The 21,655-nt window shown below is 39.9% G+C and carries 18 protein-coding genes; 6 read left to right on the top strand and 12 right to left on the bottom strand.

Annotated elements, in window-relative coordinates; all coding sequences use genetic code 11:
* Positions 1 to 539: 539 nt before the first annotated feature.
* The 5 genes from ISP07_RS17470 (at position 540) to ISP07_RS17450 (ending at position 4,044) form a co-directional block, all read left to right on the top strand.
* Positions 540 to 1,181, top strand: a complete 642-nt coding sequence (locus ISP07_RS17470; protein WP_209328390.1) for a hypothetical protein — start codon at positions 540 to 542, stop codon at positions 1,179 to 1,181.
* A gap of 519 nt (positions 1,182 to 1,700) precedes the next feature.
* Complete coding sequence (locus ISP07_RS17465; protein ID WP_138558702.1) at positions 1,701 to 2,282, top strand: hypothetical protein; 582 nt, start codon at positions 1,701 to 1,703, stop codon at positions 2,280 to 2,282.
* A gap of 111 nt (positions 2,283 to 2,393) precedes the next feature.
* Complete coding sequence (locus tag ISP07_RS17460) at positions 2,394 to 2,915, top strand: hypothetical protein (RefSeq protein ID WP_209328389.1); 522 nt, start codon at positions 2,394 to 2,396, stop codon at positions 2,913 to 2,915.
* 115 nt (positions 2,916 to 3,030) lie between these two features.
* Positions 3,031 to 3,558 carry a hypothetical protein gene (locus ISP07_RS17455; RefSeq protein WP_209328388.1) on the top strand — a complete coding sequence of 176 codons (528 nt, stop codon included), beginning with the start codon at positions 3,031 to 3,033 and terminating at the stop codon, positions 3,556 to 3,558.
* 102 nt (positions 3,559 to 3,660) lie between these two features.
* Positions 3,661 to 4,044 carry a DUF6678 family protein gene (locus ISP07_RS17450; protein WP_209328387.1) on the top strand — a complete coding sequence of 128 codons (384 nt, stop codon included), beginning with the start codon at positions 3,661 to 3,663 and terminating at the stop codon, positions 4,042 to 4,044.
* Between the two features lie 223 nt (positions 4,045 to 4,267).
* Here ISP07_RS17450 and ISP07_RS17445 read toward each other — a convergent pair whose 3' ends face one another.
* The 9 genes from ISP07_RS17445 to ISP07_RS17405 all read right to left on the bottom strand — a co-directional run bounded on the left by ISP07_RS17445 (position 4,268) and on the right by ISP07_RS17405 (position 16,395).
* Positions 4,268 to 4,423, bottom strand: coding sequence for a hypothetical protein (locus ISP07_RS17445; protein ID WP_209328386.1), 156 nt, complete (start codon positions 4,421 to 4,423; stop codon positions 4,268 to 4,270).
* A gap of 325 nt (positions 4,424 to 4,748) precedes the next feature.
* Positions 4,749 to 5,027: a peptidylprolyl isomerase PpiC gene (ppiC, locus tag ISP07_RS17440; RefSeq protein ID WP_054552145.1), complete on the bottom strand. Its 279-nt coding sequence runs from the start codon at positions 5,025 to 5,027 to the stop codon at positions 4,749 to 4,751.
* Positions 5,028 to 5,096: 69 nt separating this feature from the next.
* Positions 5,097 to 5,435, bottom strand: a complete 339-nt coding sequence (locus tag ISP07_RS17435; RefSeq protein ID WP_138617368.1) for a hypothetical protein — start codon at positions 5,433 to 5,435, stop codon at positions 5,097 to 5,099.
* Between the two features lie 47 nt (positions 5,436 to 5,482).
* Positions 5,483 to 8,533: a S8 family serine peptidase gene (locus ISP07_RS17430; protein WP_209328385.1), complete on the bottom strand. Its 3,051-nt coding sequence runs from the start codon at positions 8,531 to 8,533 to the stop codon at positions 5,483 to 5,485.
* Positions 8,534 to 8,871: 338 nt separating this feature from the next.
* Entirely contained in the window at positions 8,872 to 9,501 is a 630-nt protein-coding gene (locus ISP07_RS17425; RefSeq protein WP_209328384.1) for a lysoplasmalogenase, read from the bottom strand.
* A gap of 139 nt (positions 9,502 to 9,640) precedes the next feature.
* Positions 9,641 to 10,663 (bottom strand): zinc-binding dehydrogenase, encoded by a 1,023-nt coding sequence (locus ISP07_RS17420; RefSeq protein WP_209328383.1) that lies wholly within the window; start codon positions 10,661 to 10,663, stop codon positions 9,641 to 9,643.
* Positions 10,664 to 10,676: 13 nt separating this feature from the next.
* Positions 10,677 to 12,083, bottom strand: a complete 1,407-nt coding sequence (locus tag ISP07_RS17415; protein ID WP_209328382.1) for a TolC family protein — start codon at positions 12,081 to 12,083, stop codon at positions 10,677 to 10,679.
* Positions 12,076 to 15,222, bottom strand: a complete 3,147-nt coding sequence (locus ISP07_RS17410) for an efflux RND transporter permease subunit (RefSeq protein ID WP_209328381.1) — start codon at positions 15,220 to 15,222, stop codon at positions 12,076 to 12,078. Before ISP07_RS17410 ends, ISP07_RS17415 begins: the two co-directional genes overlap by 8 nt.
* 6 nt (positions 15,223 to 15,228) lie before the next feature.
* Complete coding sequence (locus ISP07_RS17405; protein WP_209328380.1) at positions 15,229 to 16,395, bottom strand: efflux RND transporter periplasmic adaptor subunit; 1,167 nt, start codon at positions 16,393 to 16,395, stop codon at positions 15,229 to 15,231.
* Between the two features lie 118 nt (positions 16,396 to 16,513).
* On the opposite strand from ISP07_RS17405, the gene ISP07_RS17400 reads away from it, so the two are divergent.
* Entirely contained in the window at positions 16,514 to 17,458 is a 945-nt protein-coding gene (locus ISP07_RS17400) for a LysR family transcriptional regulator (protein ID WP_063703579.1), read from the top strand.
* Positions 17,459 to 17,478: 20 nt separating this feature from the next.
* On the opposite strand, the gene ISP07_RS17395 is transcribed toward ISP07_RS17400, so the two are convergent.
* From ISP07_RS17395 to ISP07_RS17385, 3 genes are all read right to left on the bottom strand, one after another.
* Entirely contained in the window at positions 17,479 to 18,510 is a 1,032-nt protein-coding gene (locus ISP07_RS17395) for a GGDEF domain-containing protein (RefSeq protein WP_209328379.1), read from the bottom strand.
* A gap of 117 nt (positions 18,511 to 18,627) precedes the next feature.
* Positions 18,628 to 20,445, bottom strand: a complete 1,818-nt coding sequence (locus ISP07_RS17390) for a serine hydrolase domain-containing protein (RefSeq protein ID WP_209328378.1) — start codon at positions 20,443 to 20,445, stop codon at positions 18,628 to 18,630.
* Between the two features lie 128 nt (positions 20,446 to 20,573).
* Entirely contained in the window at positions 20,574 to 21,422 is an 849-nt protein-coding gene (locus ISP07_RS17385) for a DUF6279 family lipoprotein (protein WP_209328377.1), read from the bottom strand.
* Positions 21,423 to 21,655: the final 233 nt, after the last annotated feature.

Raw genomic sequence — 21,655 nt, 5'->3', positions numbered from 1 at the left:
CACTGAGCAGGTAGCGGCTCAGTCCAACAAGCGATTATGCAACACAAACTGCGTGTCGCATAAATACTAAAATGTTATATGCCTATGATATTTTTGAGCCGTTCTACAGCTTTGGTGTTTCTTCTTATAAGTTTTATCATGCTATATGGTGTAGGTGAGCGCTTTTTAGGTGCATTATGGATGCTCTATAAGTTTTATGGGAGCAATGGAGAAGGGATTTCGCTTGGTGTCTCAGTGACACTTACTACTTACCTTGCCTCATTTGGTTTAATAGCTGTTTCAAGAGTTCTGTTCACCAAATCTGGTGATAAGGTTGTTTTATCACTATCCAAAGTTACGGGCTACATAGTGTGGTCTGGGCTAATACTTTTAACTATTTTGCTTGTTACACCACTAGCTCACCTCTACTCGAGATAGCGGCATATAACAAAGCAAATTAAAAGTGCGGACAAAAAACAGTTGGCTTTGTTCGTGCCTCACAAATTATAGCCAACTATTTTTAGCCGTTTATTTGCGGCGTTAGGCATACAAGGAAAGTCATGTTCAAATATCTCTTCATAGGTTTAATTTTTCTCTATTCACAATTAGCTTATTCTACTGCACAGCAGCCAGATACTATTATTATTGATGGAGTTGAACTCCCTTTAAACACTAACCCACTTGATGACTTCATAGAAAAGAAAGGATGGCAACCTCCGGAAGAAGCCTCTATATGGTCTTCAAATTGGCGAGGGTATATAGCCAAATGGGAAGTGGTTGCCGGTCACCTAACTTTAATAGATGCTTCGATTTTGTTGAAAGGGCAGCCTATTGATGATCCTAAACGAAAAACAATAGTGCCGGAGTTGTTCCCTGAAAGTCATAAATTAGTAGCTGATTGGTATTCAGGAGCACTAATTGTTCCTGATGGTGAGATGACGGAATATGTGCATATGGGATACGGCTCAGAATATTCGCATTATCAAATCCTGCGTGTAAATAAAGGAGTTGTGATAGAACACTTGTCGTTTACAGCGGAGCAATTTGAAGCTTATCAAAACCGCAAGTTTCAAAGCTTCAAAGAATCTGAAAAATTTAGGAATGAATTTGATGAGTTGGTCAATGGCAAAGATAAGTGGCTAGAAGAAGACGCTATACATTTTTTAAAAAGTTTTTATGCAGAATATTACCTTTCTTTGTAATGTATGCCTAACAAGCCAATTAAGCGCGGGACTGCTAAAGCTTGGCTCAGTTCCGCTTCGCTACACAGTTTAGCCAAGCATTATCAGCCCCTTATTGGGGCGTTATGTAACTAGAGAATATGAAAGCTCCGAGTAAAACCACAGAATTAAGAGAACTCATAAAAGATGCTCGTTGGGGCATCTGGCTTTTTGTTGGACTTAATCTCCTTGTTTTAATCTTCTTTTTACTCGATGGTATTTACAACGAACTTGTATTTGTGCTGCTCTTTATTCAAATTCTACTGTTCGTTGTGTGGTTTTTACCTGTATTTTGCTATCAAGTGTTTTACAAAAAATTAAGAGTAAAACTTGCTATATATAAAGCGTTAGCATCGTACAAAGAAGCCGTAAGTCATTTTTCGTGGTAACGTTACATAACAAGCGCCTAAACTCCGACAATGTTAAGTTGTCATGGTTTTGGCAAACAACGCAAAAAGCCACGCCAACACATTGCGTGTTAGGCGGGCGTTATAAATCACTATGAGCATCGAAGAAATCTTTAAAATAGCAGCTGCAATAATCGCATCACTGGGTGGTGGTGCATTGTTGCTTGCCGCATTCTCCCATTGGCTTGGAAGCTTATGGGCAAAGCGCATGCTGCAAAATGAAAGAGCCAAGCATGAGGAGAGCCTCCAAAAACTAAAGGCTAAGAATGAGGCAGCCCTAGAGGACTTGAAAGCTCAAATAGATACCTTGAAGCAAAAAGAGTTGAATCGTCACTTTGATAAATTGGCTATCTACAAGGATGTGATTCATATAGTTTCAGAAATTCTTAGAGAACTAGAGGCAGTTGCCACATCAACGCAAGAGTCTATTAGTGCAGACGTTGAGCATTCCTTCGCCCTAAATCGAAATAAAGCTTATGGCTACATATCGTTAGTTTCCTGCCAAGAAGTGCTGGATAAATACAATGAGATGATCGATTTCTTTATTCCATTACTTTACGAGGGCAAGCAAGCGACATGGGAGCAGATGAGAGAAAAAGCTGACTCTATGCTAAATGCCATGCGTAACGATCTTGGGATAAATGAAGGAGAAGTCGTGTATAGAGGCACAAGGTGATTTATAACAAGGCCAGCCAGAGGGACCAAAAAACCGCCGCTTTCGCTCTGGTTTTTCGGCCCCTGCTGGCGACGTTATAAGCCACAATAGCCACCGTCACTTTGGAACCCTGTGAGTATTTTAAAACTAGAGAAACGATATTTTAACTTTTGGCTTTTATTAGCGTATTTCCTCGTTATTGGGTTAATTGATTACCAATTATTCAGCCCAATACTCATATTATTAGCTATTCTTTTAAGCTACTTATTTCCTGAAAAACGCGAAAGTGGTTATTTCTTGGATGCTATTGATTTAGGGGAGTATTCTGACCAATATTTATATGCATTATATCGAGCGTTTCTTTCATACACGTATATTTATTTGGCATATTCCATTAACTATCAGCTTTCGTTGGATATAGTATTTTTTATTTTCTGGTGCACTGGCGGTTTTTTATATTCATTCGCGGCTACATTTGTACCCAAGGATGGCTTCAAAACAGGCGGTAATTTTAAAGTAGCTCAACTTTATGCAATCATGTATCTTTTAGTTACTTTACTGTTAACTTATTGGATAATAGTTAGTTTTAAAGGGCTTGATTGGTTTAGTCCCTTAGTCACAAATATCTATCATTTAGTTATCGGTGGCTTATAACAAGGCAATTATGTGTGGGACGCAAAACACTTGGCTTGCGCTCCTTCGTCGCTAATTTTAGCCAAGCATTTATGCGCCCCATATTGCGGCGTTATATTTCTATTGAGTCATTGGCATGAGTATAAATCAAGAATTGCTACCACTAGCGATTGAAAACTTCAGGAGCATATTGAATTCAGGCTTTAGCTCCGTATTGGCTTCATATGAATCATATGCAAAAGAAGCTGATTCAAGAGATAGAGACTTTGCCGTTTGCTTTGATGATTATTTCCATGATTGGGCGCAATCAAATTGGGAATTAATTGTTGAAAGAACTGTTTGCTCCAATGAATCCAGCTTAGTGATATACGGTTGTGGTAGCGACTATGAAGCTGCGGCACATAGCCGAGTTTTCTTTCACTCAATTGCTCCTACCCATGAAATTACTTGCAATAAAGGCCAGTTGGTGACTGATTTGTTCACTAGTGAGGGTATTGACCTTTTAAAGTATGATTTTGAAGGTTTTGTATCTTTTAGGGATGGAACTTATGATTTAAGCCCGCCTTTTGACCATATACTTTTCACTGAAAAAGAGTTTGAGGGTTGCGAAAGGCACGTAGTTATTTCTCTAAACGGAGTGATTTGGAGTGCAGTAGAAATATAACAAGTTAATTAAGCAATAGACGTAAAACAGCAGGCTTGCGCTCATTCTTCGCTTAGTTTAGCCTGCTATTTTTCGCCGTTTATTAAGGCGTTAGGTATACTAATGAGCCTGATGCCAATGGCTGATGCCGTTTCCGATGAAAAGTATAAAAAAGAAGCAAAGAGAATTATTGCTGAAAGGCAGTTGGTTGGGGCAGCCAACAATACCAAATGGAATGAGCTTATTTCTGAGGTTCGCGATTTTTCAGAAAAACCTTGTTACCGAACAAAGGTAGTTAACGGTTACATTTCTGGTTGGGATAGCGAATGGTACTATCACTTGCCATTCACACTGCTGAGTGTTGAGTGGATTGATATTGATTTGTCTGAAAAGGTTCTAAACCTTATTCAACGCATCGGCTTTGAATTTGAAGCGACAGACTCATTTATAAGAGTTTGGGGTTACTTTCCAAAGTGTTACAAAGAATTTGGTGCAAAGTATACCTAACAAACGCATCAATGAATGGACGTCTTTAGCTTGGCTGTCGCTCATTCTTCGCTATTTTAGCCAAGCTTAATCCGCCCATTATGCGGGCGTTAGGCAACTCGATGAAATGTAGCGTCTGTGGAAATAAATCTAAACGGAAAATCGAATTTAAAATTAGTCTGTTAGATTGTTTTGGATTGTTTGTACTTTGCATTCCTTTCGCCTCAATTTTGTTTGCGATAGTCTACGGAGTAACATCACTGTTTGTCGGTGCCGTTGGATCAATTTTGGCAAGTGTAAACACAAACCCTGTACTTTTAAGGTCTTTAGTATCTGTAGTTATTTTGTATTTAATACTTGCACGCTTTTTAGTGAAGTACATGCCAAAATTGCTCAACATTCTTGGGTATTTCATCAACTATAAGTTGGTTATCTCGGCAGATTGTGACAAATGTAATCAAAGGTGTGTAATGCATAGTTACCCAACTGAGCCTCATGCGTAACACATTGCCTAACAAGCAATTAAACAGGGATAAAAAACTTGCGGGCTATTCGCTTCGCTCAATTTTAGCCTACAATTTTTTACCCGTTAATCGAGCGTCACTGATTAAATACTCTAACGTGTTTTTGTCCAATAATGAGTTAAAGCCATAGACTTCAACTCACTATTGATAAATATTTAAGACTAACAATGTGTCTTACACTATTTAGGCAGGCTTTAATTTTTAAGTTCTATATAGCACTTTAATAACATGCCAACCAAAGCGAGTTTTCACTAGATGCGGCTCTAAAATTTCGCCGCTGAAAGCTACTTTGTCAAACTGTGGCACCATTTGCCCACGTCTGAATTCGCCCAAGTCGCCGCCTTTTTTACCCGACGGACAGGTTGAATATTTTTTAGCTAACGTCTGAAACTTCGCACCTTTTTTAAGTTGCTTGATGATGTCTTCAGCTTGTTCTTTATGCTTAACAAGGATGTGCAGTGCGTGCGCTGTATTTGCCATGGAAAATCTCGTAAATTAAAACGCGCGTATAATAACATAAAAACGCATAATCACTGATATGTTATCTAGTTAATCAGGCTGGCTTACAGGTAAGTAATGAACTCTTTTCACTCCTTTGAGACTGTTAAGTGTTTGAATGTGGGACTTTAATAAGCTTGGCTCTATGTTTTTATCGAACTCAATGATTACACGCCCGAGCTCTGGGTCTACAGCTCTTAAATAGCCACTATTCACTTTTGAAAAATCAGCTAACTCAGCAGACTCAACATATTCTTTTGCTACAGACAAAACGAGTACACCACATTCATACTTTAAACCTTCGTAAACGCACTGATTTCGATCTTGCTTACAAGCACTTATAAAGCTCGTAAACAAAAGGATGTTGAAAATAAAAATACGCTTAAACATTATTGCCCCTAAAAAGCGGGTATTTATTAAAAATACCCGCTATTACTTTACTCTGCTACAGGAACTGTAATTGGTAGAACAACCCTTCTTAGAACAGCACTTTCATCACCTCTAACCCATAAAATAACTTCATAGTTTAGTGGTTCTATTGATGCACTTTTAACGCCTTGCAATGTTACATCAAAAGTTACTGTGTCACCTGGTTTAGCCGCCTGGATGACTTCTGGTGTGATATTAGCTACCCACTCTTCTCCAGAGATATGTTCAATCGAAATATCAATCTCTTTCAGCGCTTCATCTAATGCTTCAGAGATTCTATCTGCGATTTCATTACTGTCTGTTGATAGCATAAATGATACACCGCCCGTTGCGCTTACAACACGGTTGATATCTTCTGTTGTATCACTGTTACTACCACTTTGAAGTCCAAACACCGTGATGCCGTTATCTTGCAGCTCACTAATAACTTGTGTGAAACCTGCACCTGGATAGTCAGTTTCGAGATCAGAATCATGGAAAGCGGCATCGGTCGCAAGTAGCACAACCTTTAATGCCCCTTCACGCCAACCTATACTAGAAGGCGATATTTCACCCGCGTCTGTGTATTGACCGTCGTCGTTGATATCGCGTCCTGCGCCTGTTGCTACTTGATAAAGGCCTTCAAGTTGTGACTCTTGATAATCACCGCCATAAAAGGTCTCTAAACTAGTAATACCTGACTTCACATCATCAACATTAGTGGTAACTTCTTGAAGTAAATAAAACGCTTCATCACCACTTCCTGCACTACCATACCCATCAATTGGAAAATCAGAAAATGCCGATACACCAAAGGCTACGTTAATACCCCGACCAGTTAAGTTATCAAGGATTGCATCAGCTTGTGTCTTTAAATTACTAATGTCATCGTCATAGCTACCGCTAACATCAATTAAAAACATAATATCTAATGCATTTACTGTTGTTTCTGGTAAAGAAAACTCGATGGTTTTATTAATTTCAGTGCCTTTGCTCAATGAAGTAGCTGCCATAACCTCAAGATCAGAGTCCACTGTTAATTGTGCTGTTTTAACTGCCGAATTAAGGTTTAGTAATTTTGTAGGTGATGTAGTGCCTACATCTTTAGACTCATCAGATAAAACAACTGTATTACTTGCAGTTGAAAGTAAAATATCACGAACTTCAGCGGCTTTTAACGATGAGTTGATACCTTTGATCAAACCAGCAGAACCTGTGACTAAAGGGGCAGCATATGATGTCCCGCTTCCAACTTCGCCATTACCCCAACCTAAATCGACACCGGGCGCAGCTATATTTACCACTTCCCCCATACGTGAAAAAGTAGCATCCATATTGCTACTATCAGTAGCAGCAACAATTAGCGCGTTTGTTTTCCACGCATCAGCGCCAATATCATCTTCAGATAGTAATAGTTGGTGATCAGCTTTTTCGCAGTTGTTACCTGCAGAATACACAAGTAACGCATCTTTTGATTTTGCATATTCAACAAGGTTGGTTTGATTTAATCGCCAGCTACGACGGCTTTGTAACCTTACTTCAGTTGGATCTGAGCACTTACTTGTATCACCCCAAGATAAGTTAACAATACTTGCGCCATTATCTATTGTTGCTTTAGCACCAGCAATTAAGTCAGTTACAAATGTTTTCTCGCCAATGCCAAATGGGCAATCAGCCGCACTTAAAATTCCATCACAACGTCTAAAATACACATCGGCATGAATAACATTTGCATACGGGTTAACCCCCGAATAACTTTTACCTTCTGCCATATTGTACGCTGCAACAAAGCTAGTAACCCACAAGCCATGCTCTGAATCAGTATCGTCAGTATCTGTGGTTACATAACCTCCGTCTGCTAATATCTGTAATCGAGATAGTCGTGACTCATCTAAACTAGTTTGTGAATCTGAGATACCTGTATCTACAACTCCCACTTTTACTGATTCTAAACTGTCTTCTTCAATAGCTTGCCATGCTTTATCTGCAGAAATGATACTGTGCCAATAATCACCTGTGTAAGTCGATTCATCTTCAACACTTGCAACCTTCTTAGCCATTGCCAGCTGCATCGATTTATTCGATTTTCGCTTTTTAAATTTGATCGGATTTTCTCGTAGGCTATCTGGCGCTACAATTTCATTTAATCCAGAGTGACGTACCCCTTCAAGGTTTGCTAGATCATTAATCAACACAGACTCTTCAGCTGTATCTCTGACCCTTACTTGCATTAATTTTAATTTTTTGTCGTAGCTGTTTAATGAACCACCCAATGAATCAATTTTATCGAGTACTGCCTGCTGCTCTTCAAGGGTAATATCTTCTTTTAAATGCACTAGTACTTCATTTTGAGCTGCTTCAACGCTTCTTCCGTTAACCTCAATGGTTTCTAAGCCTTTAGGTGAACCAAGCGCGTCTGTAGGTACATTGACAACAATTACATCAAGCGTCTGAGTAAATGTTTGACCATCGTTATCAGTAACAAGAAGCTCAAATTGAAGCTCTTCATCAAAGTCTACATCTGGGGCCGTGAACTCAAGGTTAGTGTTTGAATTATCGGCTATTTCTACCTCAACGCCACTTACTTGCGACCATGCATAAGAGATAACTTCACCATTTGGATCAGATGCCTCAGGATTTAAGGTCGCCGATGTATTTTCATTAATTTCTTGGGGATCTTTAGCATCAATTACAGGAGCAATTAATACATTTTTAATAGTCAATGTTGTTGTATGTTTAGCCGAAGCACCTTGGTTATCTGTTGCTGTTAATTCAATTTCAACAGTCGTATCTTCATCAACCTCGGGGGCGGTAATTAAAAAAGTAGCGTCAGTCGTATTAGATAAATCTATTTCTGGGCCTGAGAGTTGTGCCCATTGATAACTACTGATAGTGCCATCGGAGTCCTTTACTTCAGGTTCAAGAGTTAAAGTTGTAAGTTCATCGAAGCTAACTTGACTCTCTGCGCTTATAACAGGTGCAATATTTTGTTTTTTATCATTACTGTCATTATCGCTACCACATGCTGCTAACAATGAAGTAGCAATTAAGGTAAGCGCAAAATTGCGAGGGTGTTTCATTATTTAATCCTTAAATAATTTAATCGTTATTACGAATAAAAGAACACTTTGGAGATATAAGCCTTTCCATGGTTTATTAACTAGAAATGCTAGGAAATATAACAATGGGCTATATATCCAAAACATAAGCACGCTAACATCTTGTCAGTGCGCTCTAGGTGGGAAAGTTTAATACAAAAGAACTACAATGCAACAATCACAAACAACTTTTTTCATTTAAACACAACAATTTAACAAGCGAAGCTTACTAAAAACCACTAATAGCAATAATACAAAAAGATGGATTTTGCTCATTTTGTCATCAAGCACCTTGCTATATGGCTAGTTAAATCCTGCCGTTATTTATTTGAATGATGATTTATAAAACCATTAATTAAGAAAAATTGCGCAATGTAATACGTTATCATTATTGCGATATCTGCATGCGCTATTTCTAAATAAAAACGGTTAAGGCCAAGAATAGAGTCTGATATAACAAACACGGCCCCACCTAACACTAAAAAGCCGTTCGATTTATCCGTCATCCAAGTAAGGCTTGCCATTATAGTAAGCACCAGCATGTAGAAAAGCACAGGAATGAGTATGTCATTTAAGTTTGGATAGAATAAGCAAAAAACGATGATGGCCAAAAATAGATAAAGAAGTACAACGTCTAGTCGCCAAGTTTTAATTGGCAACATGGTAATGATATAAAAAGCGTGGCTTATAAAAAATGCCGCTAAACCACCTATAAACAGTTGCCCTGTATCAAGGGCTAGCAACACATCACCTAGTGCTGAAAAACTAAGAGCGAATAATAAAGTAATAAAAGTGCGATTTTGTAACTGATTGCGCCCTTTTAATACCATCACAATCAACAGGCCGATTGGTAATGTTTTAAATAGCGCCATAATAGGCTGAGTTAATGATGGTTGTAAGAGCAGTAAAGCAATGTAAACCGAACTTAGGATTAGAAAGAGAATGTTCATATTCTTATTATTGTTGTTTGTTCCCAATAACGAGAATAGCAAGCTTTACTCTAAATGTTTATAAAAATAAACCGCACACAAAAATCGCACAGGTTGCACTGACCATCAAACAAGATGACTGGGCAGTGAGTTTGCAAAATTAACCGCTTACTTGTACGACTTGTTTACCGGTAAAGCCACCAGCAAGTTGTTTATTTAAAGCTGCTGAAACAGCCTCTGCGGTAAAATCAACGGCATGAATTTGTGGCAATTTGATCTCGCCACGGGCTGCATTATCGAGTAATAAGTTACCCATAAAGCTCAGCTTTTGCTGCGCACATAAGCTATTTGCAAGCCACGCTCCGCCTAAGGATACAATGCCAATATTTGGTGCGCGCCTAAACATAAGTTCTTGTTCAAATTTAGGTAATTCATTTAAACAGGCAATACGGCCACAAAAGCGCATTAGCTCAACGTTACGAATGGTGCTATCGCCACCAATACAATCAAGCACCGCGTCAAAGCCTTGCGGGCCTAATTCACGGCGAATTTTATCTTCAAGTTTAGGGTCTTTGTAATCAAACACCACATCAGCACCTAATTGCTTAAGTAACTTATGATTGTGTTTACTGGCAGTGGTAAATACAGTTGCACCACGTTGCTTAGCAAATTGAATAGCAAATTGACCAACGCCGCCCGCCCCTGCGTCAATAAACAGTGAATCCCCTTCGCTTAGTTGCAACTTATCAAGGGCAATTAATGCCGTCATACCTGAACAAGGTAAGGTTGCAGCATCTGCCGGTGAAACGTTATCTGGCACAACCGATACCGCATAGTTTGGCACCGTTGTGTATTCAGATAACACACCTTGGTCGCCAAGGCTGGCGTGCCATACAACACGCGCGCCCACACCTGGGAATACACCTTTATTTGCCTGAACAACCACCCCAACAGCATCATGACCTAATACATGGGGGTAATGCCATTTGCAAAAACCTTGTTTTGCAAAGTTGGCATCACCATGATTTAAGCCTACATATTCAACTTTAACCAAAAGCTCATTGCCTTCAGGGCTCGGTACTGGCACAGAAAGTTCAGATAACGCTATGGCGTCATTCGGCTCAATCAGTGCAAGCGCGCGCATTGTTGACGGAAGTTCTGTAGTTTGTTGAATATGTGACATTGAATACTCTGGGTTAAAGGTTGTTTAGTTCAAAGCTCCAACGACCATTAAATGCTTGATAAGCACTTACTTTGGCCTGTAATGAAGCAATTGTTGAATCAACAGCGTTCTCTTGCGCTATTAAAACATCCTGTCTCGCATCTAACAACTCTAAGTAAGGAATTTGTCCTTCTTGGTACATTGCTTGAGCTTGACCAAATGCTTTATTGGCATAATTAAAACGCTGATCAGCATAACTTAACTGTTGCTGCTGTTTGACTAGCCTTTGTAAAGTAAGTTCACTATCGCTAATGGCTTTTAGTACTTTACTTTGATAGTCACTGTAAGCGGCTTCACTTAAAAACTGCTGTGCATCACGCTGCGCTAATAATGCAGGATAGCTGAGTAATGACCATTCAACTTTTGGTGTGACTTGCCATTGTTGCACAGTATCTTCTAAGCCATTGCTGGTTAAGCTCACCACACCTGCAAACCCAGCCAAACTAATATCTGGCAGTAGTGCTTTTGAGGCGGCAACACTTAGCGAATAAGCCTGACTAAACTGATATAAAGCACTGGTGATATCTGGTCTCAGTGCCATTGCTTCACTGGCTTTAGTAAACGACACACTAAATTCGTGACTGAGTAACTCAGGCTCTTCGATTAATGTTATGTCACTTGCAAGTCGCCCTGTTAGCACCGCAAGGGTTGCGAGGTCGCGATATTGCAAGTAACTAAGCTCAGGAATAAGCGCTTGTTGCTGCTTTAACTGCGCTAGAGTACGGTTAAGATCAAGTTCATTCGCAACCCCCTCCTCTACTCGCGCTTTGAGCACATCAATACTTTGCTCGAGCGCCTCGATTTGCATTTCAATAATCGCTTGCTTTTGTACATTACCTTGATAGCTGACATAGCCTTGCACTACGGCAGAAACCACTTCAACCTGTAATGCTCTTAGCTGCTCCGCTTGGTTTAATGCACCCGCATTAGCTGCATCAACCAGTGCGGTAATACGACCAAACAAATCAAGTTGCCAATTAACATTAACACCAGCGTTTGATTGGCGCGTAATTGCGCCATCTAAGCTGCTGCGTTCTGCGCCCACACTTAGGCTGCCCTGCGGATAATAATCCGCGCGGGCTGCACCTAAACGGGCAATGGCTGCATCAAGCTGAAGTTGACTGGTTTTTAGGTCGTGATTCATTGCTAATGCATCAGTCACTAAATTGTTTAACTGCGCTGAATCTAAACGACGCCACCAGTTATTTTCGCTCGCACCTTCGTTTTGTTCACCAATTTGTGTATCGCTTACAAATTGTGTCAAGCTCACTTGCTGCTCTTGCATATCTACGCTTTGTGCGCAGCCAGTCAGTGCTCCAGCTAACAGCATCGCACTGACTAGTTTGCCGTGTTTAAAGATTCCATGAAGAGGCTTATGCATCGTGTTGCTCCTTCTGCGATTTTTTAGTGACTAACATATAAAACACCGGGGTGAACAATAAGCCAAACACAGTTACACCAATCATGCCTGAGAACACTGCGTTACCCATAGCATGACGCATCTCTGCACCTGCACCTGTGGCTAAAACAAGAGGTACAACGCCTGCCGTAAAGGCAATTGATGTCATTAAAATTGGGCGAAGTCGTAAGCGACACGCTTTAATAATGGCTTCAAGGTGAGACAACCCCGTTTTATGCTGATCTCGTGCAAACTCTACCATCAAGATGGCATTTTTACTTGCCAGTGCAACCAGTACGATTAATGCGATTTGCGTGAAAATGTTGTTGTCATCACCAACAAACCACACACCTAACAAGGCCGAGAAAATCGTCATAGGTACAATCAAAATAATAGCCAGTGGTAATCTTAAGCTCTCGTATTGCGCTGCAAGTACCATAAACACAAGCAATACAACAAGTGGGAAAACATACACCATGGTATTACCCGCTAATATTTGCTGATAAGTTACTTCTGTCCACTCAAACTCAATACCATTTGGTAATGTATCGGCAAGGATTGCTTCAATCGCATGTTGCGCTTGATCAGAGCTATAACCTGGTGCTGGGCTACCATTTAATTCAGCTGTAGGGTAACCATTGTAGTGCATTACACGATCTGGGCCTGTTGTTGGTGTGACCGTTAATACAGAGCCTAATGGCACCATTTCACCCATGCGGTTACGTACTTTAAGATTCAAGATTTGCTCAGGATCTTGGCGGTAATCAGCATCAGCTTGCGCATTAACCTGATATGTACGACCAAACAAGTTAAAGTCATTCACGTACACAGAACCTAAGTACACTTGTAGGGCATTGAATACTTCATCAAGTGGAATACCTTGGATAAGCGCTTGCTCACGGTCAATGTCGATATCCATTTGCGGTACTTGAATTCTAAAGCTTGAATAAAGCCCCATTAATGCTGGGTCTTGCTGCGCTTTCGCAATGGTTGCTTGTAAACTGTTAAAGAGTGCTTCAAAGCCTTTGTTTGCACGGTCTTCAATTTGCAGTTTAAAGCCACCCGTTGTACCTAAACCTTGAATTGGCGGTGGCGGGAATACCGCAACAAATGCTTCATCAATACTAGCAAACTTCTGATTTAACTGAGCCGCAATCGCCATTGCCGACATGCTCGGATCTTGACGCTCTTCAAAAGGGGCAAGCGGTGTAAATACAATGCCGCTATTAGGGCTATTTGTAAAACCATTCACCGATAAACCAGGAAACGATACTGTGTTTGCAACACCCGGTACTTGTAATGCAATTTTTTCCATTTCTTGCACGACTTCTTGAGTTCTGTCTAAGCTTGCCGCATCGGGTAACTGTGCAACAGCCACTAAATACTGCTTATCTTGCTGTGGGATAAAACCACCTGGTACTGCGTCAAACAATTTTACTGTGCCACCAACAAGTGCAACATAAGCAACTAATACAATCACACTCATACGAATTAGCTTTTGTACCAGCTTTTCGTAGCCATTGGCGCCTTTATCAAATAAGCGGTTAAAAGGTTTAAATAACCAGTTACCAAATACACGGTTTAATAGCTTAGTTAAACGATCTGGTTTTGCATCATGACCTTTTAATAGTAACGCCGATAACGCAGGCGATAGTGTTAACGAGTTAAACGCTGAGATAACCGTCGAAATAGTAATGGTTAAAGCAAATTGTTTATAAAATTGACCAGATAAACCCGTAATAAATGCCGTTGGAATAAATACCGCACACAATACAAGTGCAATGGCGATAATTGGCCCTGTTACTTCTGTCATTGCAACACGGGTTGCTTCAAGTGGCGATAAGCCCTGCTCGATATTACGCTCAACGTTCTCAACCACAACAATGGCATCATCAACAACAATACCAATGGCAAGAACCAAACCGAATAGCGATAAGGTATTAATCGAAACCCCCAACCATTGCATAACCGCAAACGTACCAATCAAAGATACCGGTACTGCAATCAGTGGGATTACTGATGCACGCCAAGTTTGTAAGAACACCACAACAACGATTACAACTAATGCAATTGCTTCTAGTAGCGTTTTAATAACAGCATCAATTGAACCGCGTACGAATACAGTTGGGTCATAAACAATGTCGTATTCAACACCTGCCGGAAAGTCTTTTGATAATACTTTCATGGTTTCACGCACTTGATCAGAAAGCTCAATCGCATTTGAACCTGGGCGCTGGAAAATCGGCATTGCAAGCGCAGGTTGACCATCTAACATCGCTCTTAATGCATAGGTGTTTTGGCCTAATTCAAGGCGTGCTACATCACTTAGGCGTGTAAGCTGACCTTGGTCACCTACTTTGATGATCACATTTTCAAATTCTTCTTGTGAGCTTAAGCGCCCTTTTACATTCATCAGAATTTGAAATTGATTACTTTTCGAGGTAGGTTGCGCACCTAAACTACCCGCAGCAACCTGTTGGTTCTGAGCGCGTAATGCATTTACTACGTCCATTGCTGTTAAATCGCGAGCAGAGAGTGCATCAGGGTTAAGCCAAACACGCATTGAATATTGACCACCACCAAACATTTGCACATCACCCACACCGCCTAAGCGCGCAATTTGGTCTTTGATATACAAATCAGCATAGTTCGCTAAGTAGGTCGTATCATGTGTTTTTTCAGGCGAGTACAAATGCACCACCATGGTTAAATCAGGTGATGATTTTTCGGCTACAACACCTAAACGCTGAACTTCTTGCGGTAAGCGTGGTAGTGCACTATTGACACGATTTTGCACTTGAACTTGTGCACGGTCTAAATCAGTACCTAATGCAAAAGTAACTGTTAAAGTCATGCGGCCATCACTGGTTGCTTGTGAAAACATATACAACATGTTTTCTGTACCATTGATTTCTTGCTCAAGTGGCGTTGCCACTGTTTCGGCAATCACCGTTGGGTTAGCACCCGGGTAATTTGCTGTTACTACAACCGTTGGTGGTACAACCTCAGGGTACTCACTCACTGGCAATTGAAATAGCGAAATTGCCCCTGCAATGAGAAATATAAGCGACAGCATCGCTGCAAAGATGGGTCGCTGGATAAAAAAGTGTGAAAATTTCATTTTGACCTACTGTTTAGCAACCAAATCTGAGTGATTATTTGAAAGAGTAAATGCAATTCCGTCGCTATTGATTGTGACTGTGTTTGGTGAAATTGGCATACCAGGGCCAACACGCGCCGGGCCATTCACAGCAATCACATCGTTTTCGTTTAGTCCTGATGTAATCGCACGTAAACTGCCGTAACGCTCACCCACCGTTACTAATTTGTATTCAAGAACATTGCCTTCACCTACAGTGAGTACAAAGCGATTCTTTAAATCAGTACCAATTGCACGCTCAGGCACAATGACTTTTTCACTTACTTTATTGGCAGCAAGCTTAATACGTGCAAATGAGCCCGCACGTAATTGTTGTTCATCGTTTTCGAACACCGCACGCACACGAAGAGTGCCCGTAGTTTCATTAATTTGGTTATCAATGAAGTTGATTTTGCCATTGAAGTTAAAGCTGGTTTGACCCACTTTTTGCATCACAACCGCTTGTTCACTTTGCGCTGTCACATCAGTAAACGATTGATTCCATGTACGCTCATCAATATCAAAATAAGCATACATTTGCTGGTTTGAAACAATGCTTGTTAACACGCTTTGACCAGCAAGAACATTGTTACCTTTGGTGATATTCGCGCGAGATACAATGCCATCAATTGGCGAACGCACTTGAGTAAATTCTAAATCAAGCTCTGCGGCCGTAAGTTCAGCCTGTAGCGCTAGCAATTGCGCTTCGCGTTGTCTTAGCGTTGATTTACGAGATTCAGCTTGCTCCGTTGAAATTGCTTTACGCTCAGTTAAGCGCTCTGCACGTTTTGCTTCACTTTTAGCCTGCTCTAATGCGGCCTTGGCGCTCTCTATCTGCGCTTTTAAGCTATCTACTACGGCAGCAAAAGGACGAGCATCAAGGGTGAAAAGCAAATCACCTTCTTTAACACTGTCACCTTCTTTAAAGTTAATTTTATCGATCACACCTGAAACACGCGGCATAAGCGCGACTTCTTGTGGTGCTTCTAAACGCGTTGTATAGGTGTGCCAATTTTGTACCGGTTTTACAAGTACTTGCGCTACATCGATAGGTTGTAATTGCTGTTGCTGTGCTGCTTGATTGGCTTCTGTGCCACACCCTGCAAGCGTTAAGCTCGCAATGGTCACTGCCACTGCAAGAATAGATTTGTTCATCACGACTCTCCTGTTAATAGATTGGAGACAATGTTACGCAACTAATTAGTGGATAAAAATGATAGATTTTTAAATTCATTAATGCCAGAATTGCACCAATAGAATTTAAGGAACTGCTATGGATACCACCAGTCGCTTATTAATGTTGCTTGAAGTAATTGAACGAGGCTCATTTGCCAAAGCCGCCGAATCTAGAAATATAGATCGCTCAGTTATTTCAAAACAAATTAGCCGCCTCGAAGATGAATTAGGTGTTCGTTTACTAAATCGTACTACACGTTCTTTTTCGTTGACTGCCGCTGGTGCTGAAATGGTAAAAAAAGCAGCCGAACTTAGAGATTTGTTATCAGATACCGTCAGGCTTGCAGAGAATTACCACCAAGAACCCCGTGGTACGTTAAAAATTACCTCATCAAGTATTATTGGTAAACGCTATATTCAACCAGTCATTAACGACTTTCAAAAACGCTTTCCGCAAGTTGAGGTGGAGCTACGTTTAGACGACAGGCTGATTGATTTAGTATCAGAAGGCTATGATTTAGCGTTTCGTGTTGGCGAACCAAAAGACTCGTCATTTATTGCCCGTAAAATTGCCCGCAACCGTATGTTGCTGTTGGCTTCACCGGAGTTTATTGAAACTTACGGTATGCCAAAACAGGTTGAAGATTTAAAAGAGCTACCTGCCGCTAGCTATTCAAGCCCAAGTAAACGCATTGGCGGTATTCGCTATCGTAATGCCGATGGCGATATTATTGAGCAAAATATTAAAAGTGTTTTTCGTGCGAACGATGCCGAAGTACTTTTAATGAAGGCTATCTCAGGCAATGCATATGTTCTAGCACCGGCATTTATTCTTGACGATGAAGTTAAACGTGGCGATCTCGTGCCTATTTTAACCGATATGGAATTACTCGATTACAGTGCGGTGTATGCGGTATACCCACACAGAGACTTACCAGTAAGAACACGTTTATTCTTCGATGCTATGCGTGAATACATAGGCAAAGATATTCCAGTATGGGAAGCAAACATTCCTGACTTTGACACTATGTACAAAGGCTAACTTGCAAAGCTTGAGTCGCACTAACTCGCTTTATTTTGTTGGCTTAATTCATATGCCGTTACTACTCTATTTCGTCCTTGCTGTTTGGCTTGGTATAGCGCATCATCAGCACGCTTAATAAAGTTTTTAAGGGTTTGATTTGGCATGTAGCAAGCAACACCAATACTAATGGTCAAATTAATAGCTTGCTCATCAATGTTGTGGATGGTTGTTGCTAAGTGCTCGCGCAGCATATCTGCAAAATCGTATGCACTTTGCGGGTCGCTGTCAGGTAAGAAGATAGCAAACTCCTCACCTCCGATACGAAATACGTAGCCTTTACTAATGCGTTGCCTAAAGAAACTGGTTACTTCAATCAAAATGCGGTCGCCCACTTCATGGCCGTATTGATCATTAATATTCTTAAAATAATCAAGGTCGAGCATTAAGATAAACAAGCCATTTTTGTTTTTAAGTTCAACTTCAAAGTAGTGGGTCATTGCCAAGCGGTTACCCGCGCCGGTTAAAGGATCAAGTAAAGCTAAGTTTTCGAGCCGCTTACCATATTGTGCACGGCTATTTTCAAAGGTATGAGACACTGCCCAAATACTGATGTAGGTAAACGAAAAATTAAGTGAAAAGTTAACACTATTGAGAGGTTCAAGACTTGATTTGGTTAATAGAATCCCCCCTTGTAGCACAGCCACTATCAGCGACAAAACTTTGCCGTATTGTTTACCTAATAACAGATAAAATAAGACCGGAAGTGAGCAAGTCCAAATAAACAACAAACTTTTAATGTCGCTGAGATACGTGCCTAACGTAATGAGTAGCGATAAGAAAACGCATAATGTGAGTGATTGCCAAAGCTGACCATTGCGCTTACGGGTATAGAAAAAGATATAAAAACAAAACGAAGCAAAAACGACTTCTAACGCACCTAGAACAACAAAGTCATTTATAAATAGATTAAAAACCGCGAACACGCCCGCTAAAACACCTAGACAAAAGCCCATCCATTTAAGAACGTTATTTCGTAATGCTTGAGTGCCTCTTAGCGCCCCAATATCCATCCGGTTTCTCGTTATTGTTATAATTGCTTAATTTTAACGCGAAAAAAGTAATATAGGAACAAGTTATTATTAAAAAGTGCATAAAGATGCACTCTATTATAGTGACTATTAAATCAACTAGCCCCACAACTTTAGAGGGAACACGCCCCAAAAGATTAAAATGACTGACCATTGCAATATGCTAAACATAGCAAAACCATTCAAGTAATTAATAGTAGTCATTCTTTTATGATTCAATAAGCGCCATAAACCATACAACATGGAAAACGGTAATATTGCCGTTGCTATAGCTAAAATACTACTCGCTACTGTCACCTCACCTAGACGTAAGAATGATTGGCTAAAGAAAAGTGGCAGTGGAACTAATAGAAACGTCGCTGCTAAAAATGGAACAAGTACTTTGCTCAGTAAGTTAAAATAGCCTAAAACCAAACAAATAGCGCCATAAATCAATATCCATAACAGACCTATTAAACCAAATAATAAACTTAGCCACATTGGTACCAGTAACCAAAGGCTGGTTTGCTCATATGTTCGAAAACCATCAGTAATTAAGTGTTTACCATTGTCGGAAATATACAATGCATGAGAAGCTAATCGCTTTGTATTATCGCGAAATAGATTATCGCCTACTGGGTGCAAGATTTTCTTTTGACCCTGAAATGGTTTAAGTACTAGCTCACTGCCATCTAATGATACAAATGCAAAATGAAGTAATTGGTCAAAATATTCAAAACGCTTCATGCGAGTTGGAGAAAGCGTGTAAAAACCTTGCCACTCATCTACTTTTAATTCTGAGCTTGATGGCGTCAATGGTTTATATTTTTTAATATCAAGGTGATTAATCAACATATCATCAAATTGTTTATAATCAGCTGTTTCGATATCAGCATTAAAAGCAATAAAAAATGCTTTTTGCTCATTAGGAAAATAACAAAAATTAGTTCGATAACCCAACGTAGAGCCACTATGACACTTACCAACTACACCATGCCTATCGCGAGTTGTAACTCCAAACGCGTAACCAATATCCGTTAATTGATTTAAAGCGGCTTCTGTTTTGAAAGGCTTACCCATACTTTTTAACAATGAAGATTCAATCAATACACGACCATTTACCCTTCCATCACCCATCAGGAATCTAGCAAAAAGAGCCATGTCATTCGCTGTAGTTGTAAATTGTCCTGCTGGCCTTAAATACATAGGGAGTGTGACTTGGCTTACACCATTTTCGAAGTGACCCATTGCAAGCATTGGATCTCGAAAAGGCCCCTCTTGCGATACAAATTTAAACGTACTCATGTGCATACCCAGAGGGGCTAGTAATTGTTTATCCAAGTATATTTCGTAACGCTCATTTACAACCGCCTCAATTACCATACCAAGTAAAGCATAGCCAATATTAGAGTATGATAGGCGACTCCCAGGTCGATTTCGTATATGTAGTTGATGCGGATCAATAGTATTTTGTAGGGCTGTATCTGGCTCTGCTTTTGTCGTCAAAAGTTGCCAAAGTCGAATATCTTCAAGACCCGAAGTGTGATCAAGCAAGTGTCTAACCCGAACAGGGGTCGTTGATGACCAGGAATTTTTAAAATCAATATCAGATAAAATTTCATCAACTGGTGTATCGAGAGACAGTTTACCTTCTGTTACAAGGTGTAATACACCAGTGGCAATAAGCGTTTTAACGATAGACCCGCTCTGAACTTTGTTATCTGTCTCCATTTGTAAATCAGAATCTGCGAGCCCTTTCGCTCCTAATTCAATTTCATCTTCTGAAACGGTTGACCAAACGACCCCAACTAACGATTCACGATGCAATGCTTGTTCAATTTGAATAGACAACTCACTTTTTGAAATTAACTTTTTTCCGAATGCGGGAAAGTGAGACACTAAAGATGATAAGATCAGTACGATATAAAATATTTTCACAGCTTTTTCATTTTTATTTTTATAGATCAGTCACAAGGCTTAAAACATAACCCTACTGCTTTTAAATCTTAGGCTATAGTGGCAAAGCACCTTATAGATCAAATAAACAGCTCAATTCCAATAGAATTTTAGTCATCGATTAAGTCGGCCACTTCCTCAATTAAATCATCAAATTCATCGTGAATATTGCGGCGCTGTTTGTCGGTTAATGTAGGTTTTAGTTCCACTAATAAATTAACGTAGTTATCGAGATTTTTATCATCGGCTGCAATTAACTCATCGCTCATAAAAGCTAAGCGATTATTAATGATGACTGCCAACTGGCTATCAAAGTCTGTTGGTTTTTGCTTTTGCATAAATAACGTTTTTAATGCATCTAAACGCCTTTGTTTGTACTGCATCCACATTAAAAATGTACTGACTCGATAATTTGATGAACTCTCTATGAGTGTTTTTTGCTGCGCAGTGAGTTTGCTACCGAACCACTCTTTATAGTTTTCAAGGTTTTCTTCTAAACGTTCTTTTTTATGTTGCTCAGGCGATTTTTCTTCGTGTTCTTTGTACTCATCATTAATGTTTTCTTGCAGTGCAGCAACAAACTCTACGCGCTGCTTATAAGAAAGTGAATTCGCTAAAGCGATAAGTTCAGGCTCAATTTTATTAATCAATGTTTGCCAGTGCTGCTTCGCTTGTACAAAGTGTGCTTTAAGCTCGTTATGGTCAACTTGCTTATCTAACATGGTCTTTAAATTTTCAAGGTCGCGTTTATATAAGGGGAGTTGTGTTTCTCGATGCCAATCTCGGCTGGTTTTAACAATATGCTCAAATTTATCAGCTTGGTCACTGTTCAGGTCAACATAATCATCAATCCAAAACCCTGATAACCAACCTAAATTATTGTAAGTGAAGCTCGGAGAACACCCTGTTGCTGTAAACAATAAACTAAATACTATTAGATACTTTGATAGCTTTTTCATTGTAGTTTTTTCAAATCCTATTTCAAAACAAAGTAAACTTACCACTAAGAACAAAAATTCAGCAACCAAATTAAATGAAATTAATTATCATTTAATTATTGACGAACAGGTAAACCTAAGTAATAATCGTTATCAACAACTTGGTTCGCTAGACTATTCTCACAGCAACATCATACTGTTAAAGGTTTTGATGCTGTTTTACCAAGTTAGTTCAAGATGTAACTCTTGATTGT

The organism is Pseudoalteromonas sp. PA2MD11 (assembly GCF_017808125.1).
Lineage (GTDB): Bacteria > Pseudomonadota > Gammaproteobacteria > Enterobacterales > Alteromonadaceae > Pseudoalteromonas > Pseudoalteromonas simplex.
This window is presented reverse-complemented; position numbering and strand designations above follow the sequence as displayed.